Here is a 25,857-nt window from a genome sequence, read left to right on the forward strand (position 1 = left end):
CCATGCTGGAGATTCGCGGACTCTCGAAATCCTTTGGCGGCGTCAAGGCGACCGACAACGTCTCGCTCGACTTTGCCGACGGTTCGCTCACCGCCGTGATCGGCCCAAACGGCGCCGGCAAGAGCACGTTCTTCAATCTGATCACGGGCGCGCTGCAACCTGATGCCGGGCAGATTTTGCTCAATGGCGTCGACATGGCGGGCAAGGCCCCGCCGGAGATCGTGCGCCATGGCATCGGCCGCGCCTTCCAGGTCGCGAGCATCTTCCCGTCGCTGACGGTCGAGGAGACCATGCTAGCTGCTGTTTGCGCCGATCTGCGACGCGCCGGCGTGATACATCGCCGGTTTCCGCTGGCCGAGACGCGCGACCGCGCCGAGCATGCGATGGAGCTGCTCGGCCTCGCCGGCAAGCGCAACCGGACCGCGGCGACGCTGTCGCACGGCGACCAGAAGCTGCTCGACATCGCGCTCGCGCTGGTGCTCGAGCCCAAGGTGCTGCTGCTCGACGAGCCGACCGCGGGCATGGGCACCGAGGAGCGCTGGCGCATGATCGACAAGGTGCGTGAGCTCTGGGAGAAGCAGAAGATCACCGTCGTGTTCATCGAGCACGACATGGACATCGTATTCAAGATTGCGCCTCGGATCGTCGTACTGTGCTACGGCCGCATCCTGGCGACCGGGACGCCGGACGCGATCCGCAGGAATGACGCCGTGATCGACGCCTATCTCGGCAGCGACGACCACGCGGGAGCGGTGGCATGAGCGCGCAGCCGGTGGTGCAGGTCGAAGATCTCGACGTCTATTATGGCACCAGCCAGATTCTGTTCGGCGTCGGCCTGTCGGTGCGGCAGGGCGAAACCATGGCGCTGCTCGGCCGCAACGGCGCCGGCAAGTCGACCACCATGAAGGCAATCATGGGGCTGGCACCGGCGCGCCGCGGCAAGGTGACCCTGCGCGGCCGGGTGGTCTCAGGAATGCGGCCGCATCACATCGCGCGCGCCGGGCTCGGCTTCGTGCCGGAAGACCGTCAGATCTTTCCCGAGCACACGGTCGAGGACAATCTCGTCATCGGCCAGAAGAAGGGGCCTGATGGCGAGGACGAGTGGTCGATCCGCCGCGTCTATGACGTGTTCCCGCTGCTCGAGCCGCTGCGGCACCGGATCGCCGGCAGGCTGTCCGGCGGCGAGCAGCAGATGCTGGCGATCGCCCGCACGCTGATGGGCAATCCGGTGCTGCTGCTGCTGGACGAGCCGAGCGAGGGGCTGGCGCCGATCATCGTGCAGCGCATCGGCGAACTGCTGCGGCAGCTCCGCGGCACCGGTGCCACAGTATTGATCGCCGAGCAGAACATGCATTTTTGCCTTGGCCTTGCGAGCCACGCGACGGTTATCGACAAGGGACAGATCGTCTACACATCTGCCATCGAAGAGCTGAAGGCCAACGATAACATCCGGCAGCGCTATCTGGCGCTGTAGGGCATGATCGGGGAAAAGCGCGGAGCGGTTTTCCCCCGCGACAAACGCGCAGCGTTTGCGCGGGGATCATACCCAAAGGACAGGGCACTTCGACAGCGGTGGGAGGACAAATGGCGGGCAAGCTGACGCCGACGCATGAAGCGCCGTATCGTGGGCTGAAGGTACTCGATTTCGGGCAGGGGATTGCCTCGCCCTATTGCGCGATGCTGCTCGGTGTCTACGGCGCCGACGTCATCAAGGTCGAGCCGCCGGAGGGCGACTGGTCGCGCTATCTCGGCACGACCTACGGCAACCACACGACGCTGTCGGCGGTCTACAACCGCGGCAAGCGCAGCCTGTGCCTCGACATGAAGCACAAGGACGGGATCGCGATCGCGCAGCGGCTGGCGCGCGAGGCCGACGTCCTCATCGAAGGATTTCGCCCTGGTGTCGCAGAGCGGCTCGGGCTCGGCTATGAGAGCCTGTCGCGCGACAATCCCGGCCTGGTCTATCTGTCGGTCAGCGGCTTCGGGCAGAGCGGCCCGTACGCCAAGCGGCCCGGCTCGGATTCGGTCGCGCAGGCGTTCTCGGGGCTGGTCTCGGTCAATCTCGGCGCCGATGGCGTGCCGCATCGGGTCGGTACCACGATTTCCGACGTCGTCACCGGCGTCTATGCGTTCCAGGCCATCGCCACGACGCTGTTCGCGCGTGCGACCGTCGGCACCGGCCGCTGGATCGACGTCAATCTCTGCCAGTCGACGTCGGCGCTGCTCGGCCACAAGGTGGCGGAGTTCATCCTCGAGGGCGGCGCGCCGCGCGCGCTGAACGTTCCGGCCGGCACCTACCAGACCCAGGACGGCTGGATGATGGTCACCCTGGTGAACGAGCCGCAATACAAGCGGCTGTGCGGTGCGATCGGGCGTGAGGATCTCGCCGGCGATCCGCGTTTTGCCGACTTCGCCCGGCGCGCCGATGCGGCCGACGCGCTGATCCCGCAATTGCGCGAGGTGTTCTTGACCCACGCGACGGATGCCTGGCTGACCCGGCTGCATGCGGCCGATATCATCGCCGAGCGGATCCTCAATCCCGGCGAATGGCTGCGCAACGTCCATGTCGAGGCGACCAGGGCGTCGGTGTGCCAGGACACTCCCGGCGTCGGCGCGGTCTACACGCCACGCACGCCGGGGATCGCGAGCCTGTCTGAGGATCAGCTTTGCCCCGCGCCTGACGTCGGGCAGGATAGCCGCGCCGTGCTGACGGAAGCCGGCTTCGGTTCCGCCGAGATCGACGGCCTGCTGCTGTCGGGCGCGGTGCGGCACGCCAAGAGCTAACGGGAGGCAACACATCATGAGCACCGACCTCGTTCGTTACTCGGTCACCGACCAGATTGCGGAGATCGTGCTGGATCGCGCGCCGGTCAACGCACTCAGCATTCCCCTGATCGACGCGCTGCTGGCGGCGCTGGCGAAAGCGCGCGATGACGATGCGGTGCGCGCCGTCATCATCAGCAGCGCCCACAAGGTGTTTTGCGCCGGCCTCGATCTCGACATCGTCAGGGGCAAGCCCGCGATCGAGACCAAGACATTCCTGGAGCGGCTGTATTTCGCGCTGAACGATACGCAGTACCGCATGGGCAAGCCGACGATCGCGGCGATCGATGGCGCGGTGCGCGCCGGCGGCATGACGATCGCGATCTCCTGCGACATGATCGTCGCGGGCGACGGCTCGACCTTCGGCTATCCCGAGATCGATGTCGGCCTGATCCCGGCGATCCATTTCGTGCAGTTGCCGCGGCTGGTCGGAAAGCACCAGGCATTCGGCCCGCTGTTCCTTGGCGAGCCCTTCGATGCCGCGACCGCCTTTCGCATGGGCCTGCTCAGCGAGGTGGTGCCGAAGGGCACCGCGCTCGCGCGGGCTCGCGAGATCGCACGCAAGCTCGCGGCGAAATCGCCGATCGTGATGAAGATCGGACGCGACGCCTTCATGCGTGCGGTCGATGCCGATTTCCGCCGCTCGGTGGAAAACACGGCGGAAAGCTTTGTTGTGGTCGCATCGACGGAAGACTGCCAGGAAGGGCTCAATGCGTTCGTCGAGAAGCGGGCGCCCAACTACAAGGGACGGTAAATGGCTGGATTGTATTTCGAGGAGTTCGAGGTCGGGCAAGAATTCCACCACGAGTTCAGCCGGACCGTGACCGAGATGGACAACACCATGTTCAGCCTCCTGACCATGAACCCGCAGCCGTTGCATATCGACGCGCATTTCTCCGAGAAGACCGAGTTCGGCCAGCGGCTGTTCAACAGCCTCTATACGCTCGGCATCATGATCGGCATGAGCGTGTACGATACGACGCTGGGAACGACCGTCGGCAATCTCGGCATGACCGACGTCAAGTTCCCCAAGCCGGTGTTCCATGGCGACACGCTGAAGGCGCACACCAGGATCATCGGCAAGCGCGCCAGCAAGTCGCGGCCGACCCAGGGCATCGTCGAGTTCGAGCACACCATGACCAACCAGCGCGGCGAGGTGGTGGCGAGCTGCCGCCGCACCGGCCTGATGCACTGCAAGCCGAAGGCGTAAGCGATGCGATCGTTCCTGTTTGTTCCCGGCGACAGCACCCGGAAATATGAAAGCGCGAAGAAGACCGCGGCCGACGCGCTGATTCTCGACCTCGAGGATTCCATCGCGCCGGACCAGAAGGTCGTCGCGCGCGGCATCACGCGCCAGATGCTCGATGCGCGCAATCCGGAGCAGAAGCTCTATATCCGCGTCAACGCGCTCGACACCGACCTGACGCTCGGCGATCTCGCCGCCGTGATGCCCGGCAAGCCCGATGGAATCGTGCTGCCGAAATGCGCCGGCGCCGCCGACGTCAACAGGCTCGCGCTCTATCTCGACGCATTCGAGGCGGCCTCGGATATCGCGCAGGGCACCACGCGGATCGTGACGGTCGCGACCGAGACGGCGCGGGCGGTGCTGAAAATCCTCGATTTCGAGAACATGAGCCCGCGGCTGTGGGGCATGATGTGGGGCGCGGAGGATCTCGCGGCCTCGCTCGGGGCAACGCGCAACCGCAGCGACGGCCGCTATCACTCGCCCTTCATCCTGGCGCGCGATCTCTGCCTGATCGGCGCGGCCGCCGCCGGCGTCGTCGCGATCGACACCATCGCGACCGACATCAACGATCTCGATGCCTTGAAGGCCGAGGCGATCGCCGCGCGGCAGGATGGCTTCCTCGCCAAGGCTGTGATCCACCCCAAGCATGTCGACGTCGTCAACGCGGCCTTCGTGCCGACGGATGAAGAAATCGCATGGTCGGAGCGGGTGATCGCCGCGTTCGCCAATAACCCATCGGGGGTCGCCAAGATGGACGGCAAGATGCTGGACAAGCCGCATCTGCGCGCCGCCGAGAAGATCCTGGCGTCGCACAGGAAATAGTCAGCGGTCGGGCTCGATCAGCGCGCCCTTCGCAAGGAGCGCGGCAATCTCCGCCTCCGCAAGTCCTGCTTCACGGAGAATCTCACTGCCATGCTCGCCAAGCCGCGGCGGACAGGTCCGGATCGACGGCGGCGTCCGGCTCCAGGTCGCGGCCGGTCCGGCGACCCGCAGCGTGCCCTCGGTCGGATGCTCCAGTGACTGGATCAGCCCGACCTGAGCCAGATGCGGATCGTCGATCAGGCGATCGAGGTCATGCAACGGCGCATGCGGAATGTCGGCCTCTTCGAAGAAGCGCATCCATTCGGCGGTGCCGCGGGTCTTCATCATCTGCGAGAACCAGTCGTAGACGAAATCGTAGTTCCGGGTTCGGGCGGAAATGCTGTTCAGCCGAGGATCGCGATCGGCTTCGTTCGCAAGGCCGATCTTGGCGAAGAAGGCGTTCCACTGCTTGTCCGAATAGACCAGCGCGCAGATGTAGCCGTCGCTGGTCTGATAGGGGCGGCGGTCCGGCGACAGCAGCCGGGAGTAGCCGGGCGGTCCGATCGGCGGCTCGAAGCTGCGGCCGGCCATGTGATCGCCGAGCACGAACTGGGCCATGGTCTCGAACATCGGGATCTCGATCGCCTGGCCTTCGCCGGTGCGCTCGCGATGGAATAACGCTGCGAGGACGGCGTGGACGGCATTGAGACCGACGATGCGGTCGGCCATCGTCGCCGGAGAGTAGCGCGGCTCGCCGGTGATCCTACCGGTCAGCGCGGGCAGGGCCGTCAGCCCCTGGATCAGGTCGTCATAGGCGGGCCGGCCGGCATACGGCCCGGTTTCGCCGAATCCATGCAAGCTGGCGTAGACGAGCCGCGGGTTCGTGGTGAGGAGGTCGTCGGCGCCGAGTTTCAACCGTGCCATCGCCGCGGGGCGGACGTTGTGGACGAACACGTCGGCGGCTGCGGCGAGCCGCAGTAGCGCCGCGCGGCCGCTCGGCTTCTTCAGGTTGAGCACGATCGAGCGCTTGTTGCGGTTACCCTGCAGGTACATTGCGCCCATCGCTGGGTGGCGCATCGGGGCCGCATGGCGCATGACATCGCCGTCCGGGCTCTCGACCTTAATCACGTCGGCGCCGTAGTCGCCGAGGATCATGGTCGCGTACGGTCCCATCATCACGCTGGTGAGGTCGACGATCCTGACGCCGGCGAGCGGGCCAGCCGGCGCGGATGGCGCGTCTTTCGTTGGCACCCTGCTCAATGGCTGGCGGCCAGCGCTTCGGTGAAGGCCTTGAAGACGTCAGTGCCGGGCTTGCCGCGTTTGTCGACGTCCTTCACCCAATCCTGCGCCACCGACTTGAAGGCGGTGTCGAATACCTTCTTGTCATCGTCGCTGAAGTTGATGACCTTCATGCCCTGCGACTTGATCTTGTCGGTCGCGGCCTTCTCGCCGTCCTCGAATCGCTTGCAGGCCTCGCGCGTGGTCCGTTCGCCGGCCTCGACCAGCGCCTTGCGCACGTTCTCGGGCAGCGACTTGAATTTCAGCTCGCCGATCGAATAGGTGAAGATCGCGGTACCGAAGTTCAGCCCCTCGGTGCCCGACTTCAAGATCTTGCCGAAGTCGTAGGATGCCGAGCTTTGATAGGAGAAGATCAGCCCGTCGAGCGTGCCACGGGTCAGCGATTCATAGATTTCGGGAGCGGCCATCCGCACCGGCACGCCGCCGATCGAACGCATCATCAGATCCATCGCGCCGCCGGTGGTGCGGATCTTCAGACCTTCGAGGTCCTTTGCCGTCTTCACCTCGCGGCCGGTTGCGAGCTGGATCTGGTAAGCTGGCAGCGCCAGCGTCACCAGCGGCCGAAGCTGGTTGGGCACGAATTCCTTGGTCTCCAGGATGCCGCCATTGTGCGAGATCTTGTAGAAGGCGAGCGAGCCCCGGCATTCGCTGTCGAAGATGCCGGGCAACTCGGCAGCCGCTGTCAGCGGAAACTTGTCCGAAGAGTAGGACGGTACGATGTAGGAGATGTCGGCGACACCGAGCGCGGTGAGCTGGGCCATGTCCTTGGCCTTGCCGAGCTGCTCCGCCGGGAAGTGCTGGAACGTGACCTGGCCGTTGGTCAGCTTGGTGACGAGCTCGGAGAACGGCTTGCCGACGAGCTCATGGATCACGTGGCCGGAGGGCAGACTGTCCGCAAGGCGAAGGGTGATCTTCTCCTGGGCGCTGCCGGATCCGGCCGTGGCCGCGAACAACGCCGCGGCGAGCGCGAGCGACCTCGTTGGAGCGGACATCACATTTCTCTCCCTCTATTCGTTGCTTTTCTCAGTAGCCCATTTTCATAGGCAGCCAGAGGATAATCGTCGGCCAGATCACGAGAATTGCGATCGCGATCAGATGGGCGACGAAATGCGGAAATACGCCGTGGAAGACCTCCGCCACAGGGCGCCCGGAATAGCGCGCGACCACGAAGCAATTGAGACCCACAGGAGGAGTGATCATGCCGACCTCGGCGGTCACGATCTTGATGACGCCGAACCACAGCGGATCGTAGCCAAGGGACTTGATCAGCGGCAGCACGATCGGAACGGTCAACACCAGGATGGCGATCTGGTCCATGAACGAGCCGAGCACGATGTAGCCGCAGAGAATGATTGTCAGGATCAGCCACGGAGGCACCGGCAGGCTGCCCACCCAGCTCACAAGATTCTGCGTCACCTGCGTCAGCGTGAAGAAATATCCGAAGATCGAAGCGCCGAACAGGATCATGGCGATCATGCAGGTGCCGTGAGCCGAACGGAGCAATGCGCTGCGCAGAGTCTTGCGGTTGATCCTGCCCTTCCAGCAGGCGAGCGCGAACGCGCCAAACGCGCCGAGCGCGGATGCCTCGGTCGGTGTGGCGACGCCGGTATAGATGACGCCGGTGACCATGCCGAACAACAGCAGCATCGGCCCCACGACGCGCATCATGCGAAGCTTTTCCGCAAGCGATACGGAAGGAGCCGACGGAGCACGACTAGGGTCCTGCCAGGCCAGGAACCAGACGGTGGCCATGATAGTGAAGGTGACGAGTATCCCGGGGATCACGCCGCCGATCAACAGCGCGCCGATATTTACCTCCGCGAGCAGGCCGTAGATCACCAGCGCCACAGATGGCGGGATCAGCATCGCGAGGGTGCCGGAAATCGCGACGACGCCCGCTGCCATTCTCGGTTCATAGCCCTGCTTCAGCATTGCCGGCAGGCTTGTGGCGGAAAGCGTGGCGGCGGACGCAGTGCTTGTGCCGCAGATCGCGCCGAAGCCGGCGCCGGCCAGCGCCGTCGCCATGCCGAGACCGCCCGGAATTCGTCCGACCCAAGCCGCAGTCGCCTTGAACAGGTCGTCGGCGATTCCGCTTACGAGCACGAATTCCGCCATCAGCAGGAACATCGGGATGGTGATCAACTCGTAAGAGGTGACGGCCGAGAGCGGCGCGGTCTGCAAAATTCCCGTGAGGATCGGCATGCCGCCGATCATGTACAGGCCGAGCACGCCGGATCCCGCCATCGCAAAGCCGACTGGGGTGCCGATCGCAAGCAGACTGAACAGTACCAGCATCACCAGGAGAAGCGTCATTCGAATGTCTCTCCGGCGGCATGCGAGGCGGGCAGTGCGATCACGCTGCGTCCGGTCGCGAGCGAAATCGCGTGTGCGACGAGGTGCAGCACGAGGCGGATCGTGATCAGCCCGGCGCCGAACGGCACCAGTCCGATCGACGGCCACATCGGCCACGGGATCGCGCCGGCCATCACGTCAGCGGACTCGAAGCTGTCGACGGCACGCAGGAAGCCGAGATAGGCGATCAGCGAGAATATGGCGATGCCGACAATGCAGGTCACGATTTCCGAGATGCGGATCATCGCCGGCGAGAATTTCTGCTGCAGGATATCGACGCTGACATGGGCACGGCTGGCGTAGGCTTCCGACAGCACGAGAAAGAAGATGCCAGCCATCAGATAGAGCGAGATCAGGTCATAGGCCCACGAGAATGGCTTGTTGAAGGCGTAACGCATGATGACGTCGCCAAACACGATCATCATGATCGTGAACATGAACGTCGCGGCAATCGTCGAGGCGATCTTCTCGATGGCACCGAGCGCCCTTAACAATCCGTCGATCAAGAGTCTTGCCCCCGTGGCTTTGTGTGTTCACTTTGCCGGAATGGCAGCGACCGCGGCGTCGAATTCCTTGAGCGCGTCGCTGCCGTGCTTGCCGCGTGCATCGAGCCCGTCGGCCCAGGCCTTGCTCACGCCCTTCGTCAGATCCTTGAGCTTTGCGACGACGTCGGACTGCAGGGTGTCGAAGCGGACGCCCGCGGTCTCCATCGACCTCATGGTCTCGCTGTCCTGCTTTTGCACTTCCTTGCAGGCTGATGGCAGGATCTCCTCGGCGACGTCGACCATGGCCTTCTGGATCGCGGGCGACAGTTTCTTCCAGGCGTTCTCGCTGATCGAATATGCGACCACGAAGCTTGCGAAGCCGAAGCCTTCGGTGGAATGGTTGACGAGCTTGTCGGCGCCGTAGGCGACGACGCTCTCGAGCGGAAACAGCAGGCCGTCCATCGTGCCACGCGACAGCGACTCATAAGCGTCGGGCGCCGCCATGCGCACCGGCACTGCACCGATGGCGCGCAGGGTGAGGTCCTGCGCGCCGCCGGTCGATCGCAGCTTCAGTCCATTGATATCGGCAACATCCTTCACCGGCTGCTTCACGGTCAGGATGCGATACGGCGGCAGGCTCACCGCGAGCAGCAGGCGGATGCCGTTTGCGGTATAATCCTGCTGTGCAATCACGCCGCTGCGCGCGGATTTCCAATACGCCAGCGTGCCTTGGCAGGAATGCTCGAACGCGCCGGGCAGCATCGCGACTTCGGAGACCGGCATCTTGTCGGACACGTAGGCGGGCGCGACATAGCCGATATCGGCGACGCCAGTTTGCGTCAGCCTGAGCATGTCAGCGGCCTTGCCGAGTTGCTGGGCCGGATAATGCTCGAACGTCACCGCGTTGTTGGTGCGCTTCTGGACCTCGGCCATCCAGGGCTCGAGCACGAGGCGGACGAGATAGTGGCCTTTCGGAAAGGAGTCGGCGACCCGCAGCTTGATCGGGTCCGCCGCCGCAAGATTGACCGATGCGATGAGGAAGCCGTAACCGGCCAGCGCCTGCCAAAGCCCGCCCATATGTCCTGCCCCTGAGTAACCTTGTTGTTTTGAGCAGCTGGGCACAAACGAATTTGCCCGTCAAGCAGGGCTCGGCTGAGCGTGCTTGATGAGACAACCAAAGAGCGCGAGACGCCATGCGCCCGCGATTGCGACGATGGAAGGCATCACGGGAGAGGATGTCGAAATGCCCGCCCTGATCACCGATTACGTCCCGTGACGACCAACTAGGAACCTGATCCGCAAGAAAGACCCGGATGCGACATCAATTTTGTCCACTGCGCGGGAAATTCCTCTGCGCCCGATCGCACCGTCGCCAGCAGCACAGCCGATGCGGCGAGTAGGAACTCGCCGCGCTCCCGAAAAGGAAAGGTCGAAAATGTTGCTTAGTGTGTGATCGACTAGCCTAGATCACCGGATTGAGGAATGCGCCCCGACGGCCGACTTGCCGTCCTGCCGCTTCGACCACGAGACGTAGTAGGCGACGGCCGTCATCGCGGCGATACCGGCGATGCTGACCGCGACCTGCCTTGCCAGTGAGTATGGGCCCGTAATCAGGATCAGGTGCGCAGCGAATGAGAGGAAGACGCCTGCACAGAACACGGCCAGCCATTCCTCGCCGCACTTGATGATCGGCTGCAAGGCGTGAGATCGCAGGTATTCCCAATCGCGCGGCACCAGCCACGTGAACAGGAACGTCAAGGTCACGAAGTGCAGGATGCGATGAGGCGCGACATCCTCCCGGTCGTTTGGCGGTAGCATATCGCTCAGCCCGCTCGGCATCATTTGCGCGAGTGCCGGGATATCGCTGGTCGAGACGATCGTCAGGGCGAACAGCAAATACAGCAACGCCGTAGCGCGTAGCGCGGGAGCGGCCTGCATCGCGCGGATCGCGGGTGCATATCGCGCGCCGATCAGCGCGAGCCAGCCGCCCATCACGAACAGCAATTGCCAGCAGAACGGATTGAGGTACCAGTCTCCATACGGATATGACGACAGGTTCCAGTCGAGCAGCCGGCCGGCCGCATAGAGGGTCACGGACGCGACGATCGTCACGTTCGGCACGTACAACAGCCCGAACACGATGATGGGCTGGAACGCCATCAAGGCAATGGTGAGTTGCAGCACGTCGAGATTGAGCGGCTTGGCCTGCAGGAACAGGCCGTAGATCAACGTCCGGATCGGGTGATCGATGAAGCCGGTGATGTTGAACTCGCTGATGATCTCGGGCGCCGCGGTCCGGGTAGCGACATAGCTGATCAACTCGACATAGATCACGAACAAAACGATATAGGCGGCATAGAGCTGCCATACGCGCTTGAAGATGCGGGTTGCGGCCACCAGGAATCCGCGTTCCAGCGTCATTCTGGCGTAGATCAGCGTCACTGCGTAGCCGCCAACGAATACAAAAAGGTCGGTTGCGCCGCTGAAGCCGAAGTTGCGCATGGTCAGCGCGCCGACGACGTTGTGCGGAATATGGTCCAGAAACAGAAACCAGTTTGCGATGCCAAGCAGCAGCGCGATCCTGAGATCGCCATCGGCTTTCGCGATCTCGGCGTTTGTTGTCGAAGTCATCTGAAGCTGAAATTTGCCGGCCCGAGAAACGAATCGCTAATCTAGAGGGAACCCGCGCCTGGTCCGAATAGACTTTGCGTGAACCCTATCTAGTCCGTTTCGGGTTCCGGCCAAGTGGCCGGCTCAAGAAAGATCACGTTTTCGCAATCATCCCGTGAGCGGTGTCAGACCGGTTCGTGTTTGCGCAGGTCGCGGGCGTGATCCAGCGTATTGGCTTGCAGGTTCGCGCCGGTCGCGGGGAGCTCCGGCAGGGCGGCCTCGGCCAGGAGGTCGTCCGTGACATCCTCGACCGAACGCTCGGCAGTCTCGTGAATGAAGCTGATGTTCGTATATTCGCCCGAGGCGATTCGTGAGACGACGTCGCGTCGTGTCATTTCGGGATCGACGATCGCCTCGCGGCCACGGCGGCCATAATCGATCATCACGACGAAGTACTGCATTGCCGGATCGTTCGGTGTTCTGACTGTCACCGGGCATTATTTCCGATAATCGGAAGTATGTCAAGGTGAATTGTTGAAAACCGAAATTCAGGCATACACCGGCCGGACCGATTCGGCCCGAAGGCGTCCGAATCGGTCCCTGAAGCAGCACGGTTACTTTTCGGACGATCGCCCGCCCTGCGTCCGGGCAGATTTGCGACTCTTCGCCGCCGATTTGCCGCGCAGCCTTTCGATCTGGCCGCGGGGCAGGGTGACGCAGATTTCGCCGATCCATTCAAGCTTTACGCCGTTGATCGGCTTGGCATTAAAGCTCTTGAGGTTGACAGTGCCGGACGAACTGCCGCGTTCGATCGTCTTCAGATATCGCTCGCCGCTCTTCAGCCGGACCGCAGCTTCCTCTCCGTAGAAGCTCGATAGCGGATAGCGCTGCTCGCGATACACCACGATGACGTCGCCGTTCTCGTATTTCGGCAGCATCGAATCGCCTGAGACCTCGAAAGCGACGGTCTCCTCCGTCATCGGGAACGGAAGCTCGATTTCGCCGAGACCCTCCGGCGGGACCTGCTCAAGCTCCGGCTGGATCGAGGCGCCGGCGCCGACCCGGCCCACGATCGGCACCGAATTCAGCTCCAAATACTCCATGATCGGGGCAATCTCGGATGCCTTGATCAACCTAATTCCCGACAGGATTTCGGAGACCGCCCCGGCCCGAACCCCCATCGCGCGGGCGAGCCCGCCTTTGCTCTTCCCGGTCTTTTCCAGTGCTCGTTCGATCAGTGCCGCGTCCAGCATGTTTCATCCTTTCCCAAACCCGGACACACTATATCCGTTACGATTATCAGAAACAAGGCTTGACATTTTATTCGGAATATCGGAAGATGTGCGAGGCGCCGGCGGAATGACAGAAATGGGAATTTGGAATGGAAACGATGAACTGGCTGCCGGAGCATTCGGCAGCCTTGCAGGACCTCCGCGCCCGCGGCTTGTCCTATTCGGAAATCGCTGACACGATCAACGCTACCTTCAAGACGGCCTATACGCGCAACGCGGCGCTCAGCCGGGCGCAGCGCATGGGGTTGGCGGGCCTTGAAAGGCTCGAGCCGTCCCTGCCGGGGCACCTCGATCCGCCCAAATCGCCCCTGCCGGAGCTCCCAAGGTTCGGGCGGCTGCGTGAAGGGCGCGCCGAATTGACGCCCGATCTGCTTCGCGGGCCAAAGATCTTCACTGAAACGGTGGAGATGCCGCAACTTCGTTGCGTGGTGGTCGTGCCGCGGCATCTTTCGCTGCTCGACCTCAAACCCGGAGACTGTCGCTATCCCTATGGTGGCGATCGCGACGGCGAGACAATGACCTTCTGCGGTCATCCGTGCCGGTCGGGCTCGAGCTACTGCACCCCGCATTTTCACCTCAGTCGCGATCCTGAGGCCACGGCGAGGCCGGTATTGAGCGCCGCCTGGCTTCAAGCCATCGGGGCCGGTTGAGGCAATTCATCACCAGACCGACGGACATCGGTCCGCAACCGAGATCGCGCGGAAGCCTCCGCGCGTCCATCATCAGATATTTTGGAGGTTACCAATGCCGCGAGCCAGGCGCCGGAAGCCGCACGATCCCGCCGGAGCGCGCGAAGCGGTCAATGCGCGACGCGGATGGTCGTCTGTAAAAAAAGCTGTGACTGCACCAAAAGAGGCGGAAGGCGAGCGGGCTGCGGCTTAGGGGCCGATACGTCAGGTAAACTGCCTCTCACGTGATTAGCATCTTCAGCCACACTGACGAGGCTGCTGCGCTTTGCTATTGTTTTTGCGCACAGAGAAGCCCACGGTTATATCGCCTATGCGCGGGAGCAGCCTTATGGTGCAAGCTCTCATTGTACACAAGGACCGGCTGCCTCAGCCGCAAAAGATGCATCAAGCGGCGCAATATGTCCGCATGTCCACCGACTACCAGAAATACTCCATCGAAAATCAGGCGGTGGTTATCGCTGCCTACGCCGAGCTTCATAAACTCACGATCGTGCGCACCTATCGCGATGAGGGCGAAAGCGGCCTGAAGATCGAGAATCGAACTGGCTTGACCGAACTGATTGACGATGTTCAGTCCGGTCGAATTGAGTTTGGTCATTTGCTGGTATTTGACGTCAGTCGATGGGGGCGCTTTCAGGATGTTGATGAGAGCGCGCATTACGAGTTCATATGTCGAAAGGCCGGCGTCAAGGTTGCCTATTGCGCCGAGCAATTCGACAACGACGGCAGTCTCCTTTCGAGCATAGTTAAGAATATCAAGAGGGTCATGGCGGCAGAGTTCAGCCGGGAGCTTTCGGCCAAGGTTCTTGCAGGAGCTTTGCGTCTGGCAAGTCGCGGGTTCAAGATGGGTGCCCCGGCACCTTATGGTCTAGAGAGGCGACTCGTTGACGATAAATGTAGGCCGAAAGGTGTTCTGAAGAGCGGCGAGCGGAAGTCTCTTACCACCGACCGTGTCACACTCGGGCCAGGCTCGCGAGATCAAGTCGACGTCGTGAAGTGGGTCTTCGATGAATATCTACGATGCAAATCGCAGGCGGAAATCGCGCGTGAGCTTAACCGAAGAGGCGTCCTTACGAACCGAGGATACCGATGGCAGCAAAGTGCGATAAGTGCACTTCTTCACAACGAAGCGTATATCGGCGACTCCATCTACAATCGTGACACCGCTAAACTAGGAGCGAAGCGAACGCACAATCCGAGAGATCTCTGGATCACACGTAAGGGCGCGATCGAGCCAATCATTAAGCGTGATACATTTCTGCGCGCAAAGAAGACAATGGAGGAGCGTTGCGTTTGCATTTCCGAGAAGGAGATGCTCGTGCGCCTTCGTAAGGTCCTGATGAAGAACGGCAAGCTCAACGCCTCGATTATTGATGCAAGCCCCAGTTTGCCTTCGCTCACCACGTATCTCGTTCACTTTGGCACGCTTCGAAATCTCTATCGATTGATCGGCTACACGGGCAACCAAGACCGCTTCGACAAGCTTGACGCGCACAGAAAGTGGGTCAATTTCCACCTCGAAAATGCCAACCGTCTTCGCGAAGCCTTTGAGGATGCGGGTAGGCGCGCCACACTTGATCAGTCGACCGAATGTTTGCGGATAGATAACGCTGTGAATATCTGCTTCCGATTGGCCAAATGGCGCAAGTATGGGCGCCAGCCGCTGCGCTGGGCGATGGTTGGTCGCGTGACATTGCAAAAGGGATGGGTCGTCGCGCTAAGGATGGGTGAGAACAACGAGGCGGTCCTGGATTATCTATTGCTGCCGTCGGCGTTACTTTCGTTCAAAAGCCACGTATTCTCTTTTTCTGAGGACACACGCGCGGCCAACAAAATCGAGCGCTTTCAAACTTTCGAGGCGCTGTCTCGATCGCTCGTAGAGCGCGTCTGAGCGAGCAAAACAAAGCAGACAAAAAACAGCTGGAGCGGCCAGGTACCGCTCGACTGAGCAACGTTGTGCGCACCTACACTCACCACGATGATGACCATGAGCAGCGGCCTCGCCTACGAGACCACTGCTCTGGCATGTACGCTCGCAACCCCCGACTCTTTTGCCAAGATAGTCCGAAGGTCCATTGTGATCGACGTCAGTAACAATGCGCGGATTGTCTTGGTCGCCCCAGCCCTGCTGCCAAGAAAGACCATTCAGCGTCGTGGGACCGAGAGCTAGCTAAGTATTTGAGTATGAAAGGATGATATCTGAACTCGGAAACGAGCTTCCAGATGTCGATGGCGTCCTGCGGCGCGAGCCGATCACCGAGGGGCGGCGCCAGACGACGCGACGGCAAGCAGGGCTCCGGTGAAGGACCGTCCACGCTGATCTGACGCGGTTTGCCGCGCTGGAATCCGTCACGGCAGCAACTCATCGCATGACTGTGCCTTGCCTCACACTGAACTCCTTCCTTGTGTGCGGTCGAGGTTGGGCCCGGCCAGGCTGTGTCGAAGATGGTCGACAGCGGCGCGGACTCTCATGTAACTTCCGTCGCGTCGACGACCTGCCTGCATTCGAAGCCTCTCGCGCAGGGAAGGGTCTGGTACGTCCATGCAAGGGTGTTCGCCGCGGATACGCACCTGTCTACATCCTCTCTCCATCACGAACATCACGAGCAACGTGGATCGATGCCGACGCGGAGCCCAATCTAAATAACTCAAAATAACCCAAGGGAGAAACGACCGATGAATCACACTGGAAACTGCTTTTGTGGCGCCGTCGAACTCAAGGTCAGCGGGGAGCCCGAGGCAATGGGCTATTGCCACTGCCGCTCATGCCGTTCCTGGTCCGGCGGTCCGGTGAATGCCTTCAGCCTCTGGAAGCCCGAGGCGGTCGAGGTCACCAAGGGCGCGGACCACATCGCGACATTCGAGAAGACCGCGATGAGCCAGCGCAAATATTGCACAAAGTGCGGCGGTCACCTGATGACCAACCACCCGACGCTCGGGCTCGTCGACGTGTTCACCGCAACGATCCCGACGCTGAAGTTCAGCCCGGGCGTTCACGTCAACTATTCCGAGGCAGTGCTGCAGATACGCGATGGCCTGCCGAAGTTGAAGGATTTTCCGGCCGAGTTCGGCGGCTCCGGCGAAATGATTGCCGAATAGCCCGAAGGCTCTCCATCACGAAAGCGGGTGGCGGCGGCGTGCCGCCACCCGTCTGCGTATAGCCCCCCAGATCGGTGTCCGGCAGGCTTGCTTCGCACGCGAGGCGTCCGACCATGTCGGCGGCCGCCCGCGCCGCCGGGGCGTCCTGACCATTGACAGCCATGTCCGACGAAGGTCCCGCCCTGCAAAATCCGGGTTTGGTTTTGCTGACGAGCTTCCGCTAAAAGGCGAGCAGTGCCGGTCTTGGCAGGGACCGTCGTATTTCGCCTGACAAAATAACAGAGGAAGCGTCAGATCATGACCAGACCAGAATTGCCGGGGCGCACGCCGCGCGGGGAGGGGGTTCCGACGGCGCTCGACGGCCTGCTGGTCGTCGACTTCACCCGCGTCGTGGCCGGCCCGGCCTGTACGCAAACGCTGGCCGACTTCGGGGCCGAAGTCATCAAGATCGAGAATCCGGACGGCGGTGATGACACGCGCGCCTATGAGCACGCTGAAATCGGCGGAGAGAGCGCGGCGTATCTGAGCCTCAATCGCAACAAGCGCGGCATCGCGCTCGATTTCAACAATCCGGCCGCGCTCGAGGTTGCTCGCGCGTTGATTGCCAAGGCCGACGTCGTGGTGGAGAATTTCTCCGGCGGCGTGATGAAGAAATTCGGTCTCGATTATGCGTCGGTGGCGCCGACCAATCCGCGGCTGATTTACTGCTCGATCTCCGCCTACGGCCGCAAAGGCGATTTCGCGCTGCGCCCGGGCTTCGACCCGATCACGCAGGCCGAAAGCGGCTTCATGTCGCTCAACGGTTTCCCGGATGGCGAGCCGGTGCGCACCGGGCCGCCGATCGTCGACATGGCAACTGGCATGTCGGCCTGCAACGCCATCCTGCTGGCGCTGATCGCTCGCGATCGGCTCGGTCGCGGTCAGCAGGTCGAGGTCGCATTGATCGACACCGCGGTGTCAATGACCGGCTTCTATGGCATGGCCTATCTCATCAATGGCAACAATCCCGGCCGTTTCGGCAACTCTCCGAACGGTTCGCCGACCGTCGGCGTCTACCGGGCGTCCGATGGTCCGCTCTACATGGCCTGCGCCAATGACCGGCTCTATCGCCGGCTGGTCACCGACGTGCTGGAACGCCCGGATCTCGTCACCGATCCCGAGTTTGCTCACCGCAAGGCGCGGACCGCCAACAAGGAGAAGCTGCGCGGGATCATTGCCAGCGTGTTTGCAGGCGACACGCTCGAGAACTGGATGGCGAAGATGAAGAAGGCCAACATTCCGGTTGGCTATCTGCGGACGGTCGAGGAGGGGTTCAATGCGCCCGAGGTGCGCGACCGGCATCGCCTGAGCAGGATTGCGCATCCAACCGCCGGCTCGGTTCCGAACATCGAGTCGCCGGTCAATATGAGCCTGACGCCGACCGTTGATCCTGTTGCGGCTCCGCTGCTCGGTCAACATACAAAGGACGTGTTGAGCAAGACGCTTGGTTACGACGACCGGCGCATTGCCGCGCTGGCCGAGGCCGGCGCGTTTGGCAAGGCAGGCAACACCGGCTAGAGCCTTTTTCCGTGCCTGTGGAATCGGAACGGGGCTCTAGATTCTGGTTTGACGCGTTTCCTTGACGCGAACCCGTATCCGCTTCGCTCGAAAACGCTCCAGCGTGCTCGGCCTGCACAAAGGATCAACTATTCGCAAACCAGCCTGACCGCAGGCGAGAGGAAAGCCTCTCGCCTCGCGAGATGTCTTTCAGGCGTCGCAGGCCCGGCGCGTCGCCGGCGGCCCGGGAGCTGGTCCGTTTCGGGAACTCAGTTCGGCTTGCTGCGCAAGTTGTTCCTTGGCATACTTTCAACTTCCTCGGGCTCCGCCCGATCAATCTCGAGGCGTGCCATCCGGAGGATGAGGGTTGCCGTGGTGAGGCCGAGGCGTTCGGCCTCTTGTGCTGCGGTGTCGACCTTCTGGGCCAAGCCTTCACGTTTACCTGGGTATGCCATTCGTAATCCTCACTTAAGGTGCGAGATGAAAAATCCCACATACGTTGCAGAGCTGCAGAAGAAGCTCGGAGCTCCATCGAGCGAAACACTGGAAAGCCTGCGATTGTTGAAGGCTTTCCTTCGACTTGCGCCCGACCAGCGTTCCGAGGTCATCGAGCTGGTCGAACGTTTGGCGGCTGAGCCGCCGCGCGATCCCTCTCTGTCCTGAGGTGCTCGCAAATCTTTCCTGTGCGTCAGTTGTTCATTGGCTTGGCGGGCGTTTGCGTCGCGATCACGTAGATTGCGCCGCCCTCGAGCGCTTCGGATTGATGCAGCGTGCCGGCTGGCAGCAAGATGGTGTCGCCGGCGCCAACCACCCGCTCGCCGCCATCCCAGATGAAGTGCAGCCGGCCGCTGATGATCATCAGGATCTCGTCGACCGGATGGGTATGGAATTGATGCACCTTGCCGGCCGCATCATGTTGCAACTCGACCGACCCCTGGGGCGGAAGCAGGTTCAGGATCTCCGGGTCGATCGCAAATTCAGTCTTCGTGCCTGCGATGATCTGGGTCATGCTGCCTGCTCCTTGTTCGCGATCGGTGGCGTCTTGTTCTGCGCGAGCTTGGCGAAGGGGCAGCCCGAACTCGCATTGTTGTCGTCGTGCAGGAAGTACTGCAGATACTCGCGGCCGTCGGTCGCACCGTAGCGGCCCAGAAGCGGAGAGGGGCTCGCGCTGTCGTACGGGATCAGGCGCTTGCGCACCTCCGCGAACGCGGCGTTCGCGGCCTTCTCCGTCCCGAGGATCTTCTCGAACACCCAGCGCGGCTGGAATGTGAGCATGAAGGCGCTGGACCGGCGGCTCTGCCGCATCACATGCGCGGGCGTCGTGCAGACCACGAAGATCGGCTCGCCTGCAAACGAGAACTCCCACATCGGGTGGTCGATCTGTTCCGGAATCTCCGATGGCCACGGGTTCTTGTCCAGCCGTGCGAGCTGGTCGAGCGTCAGCCACATCTTGCGATAATAGGCATCGAGCGTCTGTACCGGGCGGGGTCGCGTGAACACGATCAACGAGGTGTTGGGACCGAACGAGCGCGCCTGCGAGACATATTGCCCGAGTTGCTCGCCCAGCACCGCCACATCATATGGGTCGAGAAACAGGTAGCGGAGCTGATCCTGGCGATGTCCAGTCACGCCGAACACGCAAGGGAACGGCCTTGCCTCGCTGCTCATCTGCGCTTCAAACTCGGAGAACATCACGCTCTGCCAGCTGCTAACCGGAAAGTTTGACGCGATTTCGCCTTTTCTCAAGAACAAGCGCTCCATAACACCCCCTACACTCATAACGACACTAACGAGCTATCAACTTGCTTCTCATCAAGAGCGGCCCGGCAATGCCCGGCAGCGACATGAGAAGCAGAATGACAATCAAGGCGCTGTAGCCGCCGTCGCCGATCGCGGCCGTGTTGTGTACGGCGTCGGTCCCCGAGGCGTTGCTGGCGGCTAGCATCGCGAAGCCGATGATGGGCTGCGAGATGCCGGCGAGGATTCCGGCGGCTGTGGTGTTCACGGATGCGCCCACGCCGATCAGATCGGCGGTGTAGAGCTTCTTGACGCATTTCAGCACCAGCGGGACGGTGCCGCCGGCGACGAGCCCCAAGGCAGTAAACACGACGGTGACGTAGGCGAGACCAAATGTCTGGGCGATCGGCGGCAGCAGCATCGCGATCAGCAGCATGCGGAGCACGCAAATGCCGATCAGCGCGCGGTCAAGCGCCGCCGCGGCGCGATCGGCGGCGTGACCCAGGAAGATCGAGCCGAGCGCATTGCCGATCATGAAGGCGAGCAGGGGCGTGCCGGCCGCCGTCGGGGAGATGTGGAAGAAGTGCGCGACCATCGGAATGCCCCAGACGCCCGACAGCGTCGTTACCACCGCGAAGTGCGACGCAAACGTCATTGCGCAACCCCAGTTCGCGACATGGGCCAGCGATTGCCGCGCGGCGATCACCACGCCCTTCAGCGTCTTGTTGCTGTGCGAGGCCGGATCGGGCTTGAGCGCAAGCTTGGCGAAAGCGAGGTTGGCCAACCCAATGCACGCGATGAACAGGAAGCAGGCTCGCCAGCCAAAGCCTGAGACCGCGGCTGCAAGCGGCGTGGTCGCGATCACGCCGCCGACATAGCCCGAGACCTGCGAGATGCCCGACATCATGCCGAACCGCTCATCCGCGAAGCTCTGTGCCACGAGCTTCAGGAGCGCGGTGAAGACCAGCGCATCGCCGCAGGCGACGATCAGGCGTGCAACAAAAACGTCGAGCAGGTTCGGTGCCAGCGCGAACGCGGCGCTGCCGAGCGAGGAGGCGATCATGCTGACGAGGACGACGCGCTTGACGCCGTAACGGTCGACCAGAAGGCCTGCCGGAATCTGCATCAATGTGTAGCCCCAGAAGTAGCTTGAGGCGAGCATCGCAACGCCGGCCGCATCGGTGTTGAAGTCGTGCATGAAACTGAGGCTGACCGATTGCGGCGATACGCGCTGCAGGAAGGCAATGGCGTAGGCGATGGCCACCGCCGTCCACGCGAGATAGGCGCGATCGGTGAAGCGCGACGTCGGGGCATAAACAGCTTGTTGTCCGAGCATCGACATCACACCCTCGCGTAACCCACCGAGAAAAGGGCATCCGCTGAATTCGGAATCTTCCGCGACATCGCGGCATCGACCAGCGACGCGGCGCCATGATAGGCCTGCCGATGGTGCTTAATGTGGCCGTAAGCGCCACGCATGATCATGTCGGGTAGTTCGAGCGGCCTGCCCGGATAGAGCGAGGTGCACATCTCGATACAGGCCGCCTGCAGGGCGAGATCCTGCGTATCGTCGAGCAAAGAAGGAGTCACTTTTTCGCAAATCTTAGCGTTCGCTGCCCAGACGATCGGGTTGCGGGTTCGCCAGCCGTAGATCACGTTGCCCGCGGCTCTCGCGGCGGCCCCGGAGCATTTCAGGACTTCCGATGTGAAGAAGCCGTAGAAGCCGCGGCCCTGGTGCGCCGGGAGCACTTCCGTGCCGCTGCGATAGATGCCAAGTCCGGCCGACATCTCCAGAACGCGGTAGACCGAGAAGGCAATGAGGCCAGACCGATCGTAGACAAGGATCAGGCTATACTTCTTGTCGAAGGGCGAGGAGGTTGCCGTCCAGTGCGGCTCGGTGGCCTGCCAGTTGACGGCAATGATGCCGTTCATGGCGTCCATCAGCGGCTGACGGTCGCAGGCTTCCACCCGGGAGGCATCGGGTAGACTGTAGATCGCGTAATCCGTCCAAGGCGATTTGATCGCCTCGTATCCGCTGCCCAGATTTCGCAGCATGGCAGAACTCCAGAATTCCATTGCGAGCTATACAGGGCAGCCTCGAATGGCTTAAAGGACAATATGCCCTCGAAAACTGCCAAAGCGCCCCGGCCTGAGCCGCGCGACAAGAAAGCAACGCGGCGAATCGCGATCGTTGCCTTTCCGGGTGTGACCTTGCTCGACATCTCGGGACCGGCGCAGGTGTTTGCAGAACTGGAAGCGATCGAGTTGCCGGGACCGGACTACTCGCTGTCCTACCTGTCGACCTCCGGCGGGTTGGTGCCGACCGATGTCGGCATGATGATCGACACGGCGCCGATCGACAGTATTGCGCCCGCCGAGGTCGACACGCTGGTGATCCCCGGCGGGCCCGGCATCTGGAAGATCCGCAACGATGCGAAGTTGATGAACTGGATCGCGGAGGCGCTGCCGAAGGCGCGCCGTATCGCGTCGGTTTGCCTTGGCGCATTTGCGCTGGCCTGGACCGGGATTCTGGACGGCAAGCGGGCAGCAACGCACTGGCGTTATTGTCCCCGTCTGCAGGATAGCTTTCCGAATATCCGGGTCGAGCCCAACGCGATCTTCGTCAAGGACGGACGGGTCTGGTCATCGGCCGGGGTCAGTGCCGGCATCGATCTGGCGCTCGCCATGATCGAGGAGGATTTCGGCCACACCATCGCGCTCGATGTCGCGCGCAGACTTGTGGTGTTTCTGAAACGGCCGGGCGGTCAGAGCCAATTCTCGACCGTCCTTGCCGCCCAGGCATCGGACGTCGAGGGACGCTTCAGCGCGCTGCACGCCTGGATCATCGAGAACATCACGAGCGACCTCAAGGTCGAGACCCTCGCGGAAAAGGCGGGGATGACGCCGCGCACCTTTGCCCGGACCTATGTCAGCCGCACCGGAATGACGCCGGCAAGCGGCGTCGAGGCGCTGCGCGTGGAGACCGCGCGCTTGCTGCTCGAAAGCCGCCAGATCGGCGGCGTGGTCGAGGTCGCCAAGCGCGCGGGATTTGGCGATGACGAGCGAATGCGGCGAGCCTTCCTGCGCCACCTCGGCGTATCGCCGACCGAGTACCGAAACCGGTTTTCGGGCAGTTAGCTCGCTTCGCGCGAGGCCTGTCCGGATGCGGACCGCTTCGCGTCGAAAGCCGATCCATCTCACGAGCGAATAGCTGGCCTTCGCTGGCCGGATTCGTGGCTCAAGGTGGTAGCTTTTCCGGTTTGTCTGCGGCTAATGTGCCGGCCAAATCGGGAGAAGAAACACCATGAATGACGGGACCCCCATTCGACAGGCGCGCAATGTCGAACTCGGCGCCAGCGGCGAGGAATTCCAGAACCTGCACGAATTCGCGCGAAAGGCCCGCGCCAAGCTGAATCAGAACGCCTGGGACTACATCGTCGGCGCCTCGGAGACCGAGACCACGATGCGCCGCAACAGAATGGCGCTCGACGAGATCGCGTTCCGGCCGCGCGTCCTGCGCAACGTCATCAACGTCGATCCTTCTACCAAGGTATTCGGACGCAAGCTCCGGCTTCCCGTGATGATCGCCCCGGTCGGCGCGCTCGAGATCTTCGATCCGGATGCGGGCGCGGCCGTCGCGCGCGGAGCGGGAACGTTCGGCGCGGCGCACATGCTGAGTTCGGTGTCCGAGCCCGGGCTGGAGAACACCGCCAAGGCGGCACCGGATGCGCTTCGCATCTTCCAGCTCTATGTGCGCGGCGACGATGCCTTTGTCGAGGATGTGGTCAGCCGCAGCATCGACAATGGTTACGCCGCGTTCTGCCTCACCGTCGACACCGCCCATTACAGCCGGCGCGAGCGCGACATAGCCAAGCGCTATGTCCGCGAGAGCCGCATCCGCGCCACCGGCGGCGATTTCCAGAAGGGGCTTGAATGGCGAACGGTGAAGTTGATCAAGGACAAGTTCAAGATTCCACTTATCCTCAAGGGGATCGCCACCGCCGAAGACGCCAAGATCGCTCTCGACCACGGGGTCGACTGGATCTACGTCTCAAATCATGGTGGCCGACAGCTCGACCATGGCCGTGGGTCCATGCATGTCCTGCCCGAGATCGTTCAGGCGGTCGCCGGCCGTGCCAAGATCATGGTCGACGGCTCGTTCTGCCGCGGCACCGACATTGTGAAGGCTGTCATTTCGGGCGCTGATCTTGTCGGCATCGGCCGCCTGCAGTGCTGGGCGCTCGCCGCGGCCGGCGAGGCCGGCATTGTCCGGATGCTTGAACTGCTCGAGGATGAGGTGATCCGCTGCCTCGGTCTGCTCGGCGTCACCAGCTTTGCCGAACTGGACAAGTCCTTCCTGCATCCGGCGATGCCGACCAATCCGCCGAGCGTGTTCAGCGCATTCCCGCTTCTCGATATCGATCCTTACCGCTACTGAGCCGCTGCGAGCGATGCATGAAGCGCCGGCGCGATCGAGGCATTGTGCGCCCCGATCGCGCCAGCCGCCATCAATCTGTGGTGTCCATGAAGCCGCCGCGGCAACGACAAAGTCTGATCCAAATGCCGCACTAGTCGAGGCGGATGGCAAATAATCCATTCGCGGAATTTTCACTCGAGCGCGCGATCGGCTTGCGCTGGACCTTGCGGGATATCCAAGCTGGCAGGCTCAAATTGTCACCGGTCAGCGATGAGGATCTGCACGTCCTCGCTGAGCTCGGTCTGATCGAACTGCATGACGACGAACCCGGGCTGACGGAGGCGGGAGCCGCGGTGCTGAGCGACTGAACGGGCGCCCGGCCTAGCGCGCGTTCAGGAAGCTTTCACCGGAATTGCAAGGCGTGCACTGATAGGTCAGCACGTCGTAGACCTGGTCGCGCGGCTCGATCAAGGCAAGCCGCATTTGCGTGCCGCACTTCATGCACGGCATCTCTATGCTGGTCTTGAACCGGGTGCAGGTCGGTGTTGGACGAACGGCGCGCAGCATCGGATCCCCTTATTCCCCAAAGACGCGAACGCGACCGACGAAGAAGCCGAATCACTATGCCACAGTGCTGACATGATTGGAATCGGCTGTCGGGCGCGGCTAGGTAATTTTTCCTCAATTGGCCGGAGCGGGTGGGGTCTTCATAGCTCGCGATCCGGCGCTGACGCCGTCACAATCTATGCTAACCTCGCCAGACGCTTATTTCAGGGGCGCGATCATGATTGAGCCGAAGCTTGAAGTTCCCGCCGAGTTGCGCGATCTCGCGGAAAAGACCATCGACCAGGCCGAACAGGCCTTTAGCCTGTTCTTTGATGCCGCGAGCAAGTCGATGACGTCGATGCCGGGCGCCGGTACCGAGATATCCAAACAAGCGCTGTCGTTCACCGAGCAGAACATGAAGGCGGCGTTCGAGCATGCGCGCAAGCTCGTGCACGCAACGGATCTGCAGGAGGCGATGCGATCCAGTCGGAATTCCTGCGAAGCCAGTTCACCAATGCCGGCGAACACATGCGGCAGATCAGCGGTAGCGTGATGTCGGTGACCAAGGACGCGACGAAGGGCAAGTTCTAGAACGGCTTTCGCGGTCCCATCGACGCTTTATCGCCGGCGCGCGACGGCGACGCCGAGCAGAAACGCGACGAACAGGCTTGCGAGCGGCGCTTCGCGCGTGACCGCACTCACGGTGGCCAGGGCTCCGCCCGGTCGGCGCGAAGTCGCGATGGCATCGCTGAGGCGGTCGGCGGCCGCTCGAAGTCCATCCGACACCTCCGTGATCGTACGCGAAACGTCCGTCGCGGTGTCGATCGCTCGTTCACCGAGTGTGGGCTGAAGCGGGGACTCGGGTATTTCGGAGCTCATGTGCGTGCCGCAATTTCATTGAAGGCCAGATGACCGACGTCGGGTG

Annotated in this window: 29 protein-coding genes and 1 pseudogene; 15 read left to right on the forward strand and 15 right to left on the reverse strand. The window is 62.3% G+C overall.

The genetic code is table 11. From position 1 onward, the window contains the following. Window positions 1-2 precede the first annotated feature (2 nt). The 6 genes from JEY66_RS15540 (at window position 3) to JEY66_RS15565 (ending at window position 4,891) form a co-directional block, all read left to right on the forward strand. Window positions 3-761, forward strand: coding sequence for an ABC transporter ATP-binding protein (locus tag JEY66_RS15540; RefSeq protein ID WP_018272844.1), 759 nt, complete (start codon window positions 3-5; stop codon window positions 759-761). Next, window positions 758-1,474, forward strand: a complete 717-nt coding sequence (locus JEY66_RS15545) for an ABC transporter ATP-binding protein (protein ID WP_018272843.1) — start codon at window positions 758-760, stop codon at window positions 1,472-1,474. Before JEY66_RS15540 ends, JEY66_RS15545 begins: the two co-directional genes overlap by 4 nt. A 110-nt stretch (window positions 1,475-1,584) precedes the next feature. Next, window positions 1,585-2,784, forward strand: coding sequence for a CaiB/BaiF CoA transferase family protein (locus JEY66_RS15550; protein WP_018272842.1), 1,200 nt, complete (start codon window positions 1,585-1,587; stop codon window positions 2,782-2,784). Between the two features lie 16 nt (window positions 2,785-2,800). Next, a complete protein-coding gene (locus tag JEY66_RS15555) occupies window positions 2,801-3,577 on the forward strand; it encodes an enoyl-CoA hydratase/isomerase family protein (RefSeq protein ID WP_018272841.1) in 777 nt (258 codons plus the stop codon). Continuing rightward, a complete protein-coding gene (locus JEY66_RS15560) occupies window positions 3,578-4,033 on the forward strand; it encodes a MaoC family dehydratase (protein WP_018272840.1) in 456 nt (151 codons plus the stop codon). Between the two features lie 3 nt (window positions 4,034-4,036). Next, on the forward strand, window positions 4,037-4,891 hold the full coding sequence (locus tag JEY66_RS15565) for an HpcH/HpaI aldolase/citrate lyase family protein (RefSeq protein WP_018272839.1): 855 nt from the start codon (window positions 4,037-4,039) through the stop codon (window positions 4,889-4,891). On the opposite strand, the gene JEY66_RS15570 is transcribed toward JEY66_RS15565, so the two are convergent. The 8 genes from JEY66_RS15570 to JEY66_RS15605 all read right to left on the reverse strand — a co-directional run bounded on the left by JEY66_RS15570 (window position 4,892) and on the right by JEY66_RS15605 (window position 12,869). Beyond that, window positions 4,892-6,121 (reverse strand): CaiB/BaiF CoA transferase family protein, encoded by a 1,230-nt coding sequence (locus JEY66_RS15570; protein WP_018272838.1) that lies wholly within the window; start codon window positions 6,119-6,121, stop codon window positions 4,892-4,894. A 5-nt stretch (window positions 6,122-6,126) separates the two neighbouring features. Then, window positions 6,127-7,161, reverse strand: a complete 1,035-nt coding sequence (locus JEY66_RS15575; protein WP_018272837.1) for a TRAP transporter substrate-binding protein — start codon at window positions 7,159-7,161, stop codon at window positions 6,127-6,129. A gap of 31 nt (window positions 7,162-7,192) precedes the next feature. Continuing rightward, window positions 7,193-8,482 carry a TRAP transporter large permease gene (locus JEY66_RS15580; protein ID WP_018272836.1) on the reverse strand — a complete coding sequence of 430 codons (1,290 nt, stop codon included), beginning with the start codon at window positions 8,480-8,482 and terminating at the stop codon, window positions 7,193-7,195. Further along, a complete protein-coding gene (locus tag JEY66_RS15585; RefSeq protein WP_018272835.1) occupies window positions 8,479-9,027 on the reverse strand; it encodes a TRAP transporter small permease in 549 nt (182 codons plus the stop codon). Before JEY66_RS15585 ends, JEY66_RS15580 begins: the two co-directional genes overlap by 4 nt. A gap of 27 nt (window positions 9,028-9,054) precedes the next feature. Continuing rightward, window positions 9,055-10,083 carry a TRAP transporter substrate-binding protein gene (locus tag JEY66_RS15590; RefSeq protein WP_018272834.1) on the reverse strand — a complete coding sequence of 343 codons (1,029 nt, stop codon included), beginning with the start codon at window positions 10,081-10,083 and terminating at the stop codon, window positions 9,055-9,057. A gap of 390 nt (window positions 10,084-10,473) precedes the next feature. Continuing rightward, entirely contained in the window at window positions 10,474-11,637 is a 1,164-nt protein-coding gene (locus JEY66_RS15595) for an OpgC domain-containing protein (RefSeq protein ID WP_018272832.1), read from the reverse strand. Window positions 11,638-11,801: 164 nt separating this feature from the next. Then, entirely contained in the window at window positions 11,802-12,077 is a 276-nt protein-coding gene (locus tag JEY66_RS15600; protein ID WP_018272831.1) for a hypothetical protein, read from the reverse strand. A 153-nt stretch (window positions 12,078-12,230) separates the two neighbouring features. After that, the gene (locus tag JEY66_RS15605) at window positions 12,231-12,869 is read right to left on the reverse strand and encodes a LexA family transcriptional regulator (RefSeq protein WP_018272830.1); all 639 of its coding nucleotides are present in this window, start codon (window positions 12,867-12,869) and stop codon (window positions 12,231-12,233) included. Between the two features lie 128 nt (window positions 12,870-12,997). Here JEY66_RS15605 and JEY66_RS15610 point away from each other — a divergent pair, with 128 nt between their 5' ends. From JEY66_RS15610 to JEY66_RS15625, 4 genes are all read left to right on the forward strand, one after another. Then, window positions 12,998-13,558, forward strand: coding sequence for a GcrA family cell cycle regulator (locus tag JEY66_RS15610; protein ID WP_018272829.1), 561 nt, complete (start codon window positions 12,998-13,000; stop codon window positions 13,556-13,558). 367 nt (window positions 13,559-13,925) lie between these two features. Continuing rightward, complete coding sequence (locus JEY66_RS15615; protein WP_026193084.1) at window positions 13,926-15,488, forward strand: recombinase family protein; 1,563 nt, start codon at window positions 13,926-13,928, stop codon at window positions 15,486-15,488. A 785-nt stretch (window positions 15,489-16,273) separates the two neighbouring features. Beyond that, entirely contained in the window at window positions 16,274-16,696 is a 423-nt protein-coding gene (locus tag JEY66_RS15620; protein WP_026193083.1) for a GFA family protein, read from the forward strand. A 294-nt stretch (window positions 16,697-16,990) separates the two neighbouring features. Continuing rightward, window positions 16,991-18,253, forward strand: coding sequence for a CaiB/BaiF CoA transferase family protein (locus JEY66_RS15625; protein WP_026193082.1), 1,263 nt, complete (start codon window positions 16,991-16,993; stop codon window positions 18,251-18,253). 248 nt (window positions 18,254-18,501) lie between these two features. Here the strand turns inward: JEY66_RS15625 and JEY66_RS15630 are convergent, their stop codons facing one another. Continuing rightward, window positions 18,502-18,687 carry a hypothetical protein gene (locus tag JEY66_RS15630; protein ID WP_016847356.1) on the reverse strand — a complete coding sequence of 62 codons (186 nt, stop codon included), beginning with the start codon at window positions 18,685-18,687 and terminating at the stop codon, window positions 18,502-18,504. Window positions 18,688-18,712: 25 nt separating this feature from the next. On the opposite strand from JEY66_RS15630, the gene JEY66_RS15635 reads away from it, so the two are divergent. Further along, window positions 18,713-18,895: a hypothetical protein gene (locus JEY66_RS15635; RefSeq protein WP_038379149.1), complete on the forward strand. Its 183-nt coding sequence runs from the start codon at window positions 18,713-18,715 to the stop codon at window positions 18,893-18,895. 25 nt (window positions 18,896-18,920) lie between these two features. Here JEY66_RS15635 and JEY66_RS15640 read toward each other — a convergent pair whose 3' ends face one another. The 4 genes from JEY66_RS15640 to JEY66_RS15655 form a co-directional block, all read right to left on the reverse strand. Beyond that, window positions 18,921-19,241, reverse strand: coding sequence for a cupin domain-containing protein (locus tag JEY66_RS15640; protein ID WP_018272824.1), 321 nt, complete (start codon window positions 19,239-19,241; stop codon window positions 18,921-18,923). Further along, on the reverse strand, window positions 19,238-19,924 hold the full coding sequence (locus JEY66_RS15645) for a YqcI/YcgG family protein (protein ID WP_018272823.1): 687 nt from the start codon (window positions 19,922-19,924) through the stop codon (window positions 19,238-19,240). Before JEY66_RS15645 ends, JEY66_RS15640 begins: the two co-directional genes overlap by 4 nt. 94 nt (window positions 19,925-20,018) lie before the next feature. Then, window positions 20,019-21,311 carry an MFS transporter gene (locus JEY66_RS15650; protein WP_018272822.1) on the reverse strand — a complete coding sequence of 431 codons (1,293 nt, stop codon included), beginning with the start codon at window positions 21,309-21,311 and terminating at the stop codon, window positions 20,019-20,021. After that, window positions 21,311-22,024 (reverse strand): hypothetical protein, encoded by a 714-nt coding sequence (locus tag JEY66_RS15655; protein ID WP_026193080.1) that lies wholly within the window; start codon window positions 22,022-22,024, stop codon window positions 21,311-21,313. The genes JEY66_RS15650 and JEY66_RS15655 overlap by 1 nt, the downstream gene beginning before the upstream one ends. A gap of 63 nt (window positions 22,025-22,087) precedes the next feature. Between JEY66_RS15655 and JEY66_RS15660 the strand changes: the two genes are divergently transcribed. The 3 genes from JEY66_RS15660 (at window position 22,088) to JEY66_RS15670 (ending at window position 24,754) form a co-directional block, all read left to right on the forward strand. Beyond that, window positions 22,088-23,107, forward strand: a complete 1,020-nt coding sequence (locus JEY66_RS15660; RefSeq protein ID WP_018272820.1) for a GlxA family transcriptional regulator — start codon at window positions 22,088-22,090, stop codon at window positions 23,105-23,107. A 166-nt stretch (window positions 23,108-23,273) separates the two neighbouring features. Beyond that, a complete protein-coding gene (locus tag JEY66_RS15665) occupies window positions 23,274-24,407 on the forward strand; it encodes an alpha-hydroxy acid oxidase (protein WP_018272819.1) in 1,134 nt (377 codons plus the stop codon). A gap of 191 nt (window positions 24,408-24,598) precedes the next feature. Then, the gene (locus JEY66_RS15670) at window positions 24,599-24,754 is read left to right on the forward strand and encodes a hypothetical protein (protein ID WP_240536936.1); all 156 of its coding nucleotides are present in this window, start codon (window positions 24,599-24,601) and stop codon (window positions 24,752-24,754) included. Between the two features lie 13 nt (window positions 24,755-24,767). Here JEY66_RS15670 and JEY66_RS15675 read toward each other — a convergent pair whose 3' ends face one another. Next, window positions 24,768-24,953, reverse strand: a complete 186-nt coding sequence (locus JEY66_RS15675) for a hypothetical protein (RefSeq protein WP_018272817.1) — start codon at window positions 24,951-24,953, stop codon at window positions 24,768-24,770. 217 nt (window positions 24,954-25,170) lie between these two features. Here JEY66_RS15675 and JEY66_RS15680 point away from each other — a divergent pair. Next, window positions 25,171-25,523: pseudogene (locus JEY66_RS15680) on the forward strand (phasin). Between the two features lie 27 nt (window positions 25,524-25,550). On the opposite strand, the gene JEY66_RS15685 reads toward JEY66_RS15680, so the two are convergent. Beyond that, complete coding sequence (locus JEY66_RS15685; RefSeq protein WP_018272816.1) at window positions 25,551-25,811, reverse strand: hypothetical protein; 261 nt, start codon at window positions 25,809-25,811, stop codon at window positions 25,551-25,553. Window positions 25,812-25,857 lie beyond the last annotated feature (46 nt).

The organism is Bradyrhizobium elkanii USDA 76, from assembly GCF_023278185.1.
Lineage (GTDB): Bacteria > Pseudomonadota > Alphaproteobacteria > Rhizobiales > Xanthobacteraceae > Bradyrhizobium > Bradyrhizobium elkanii.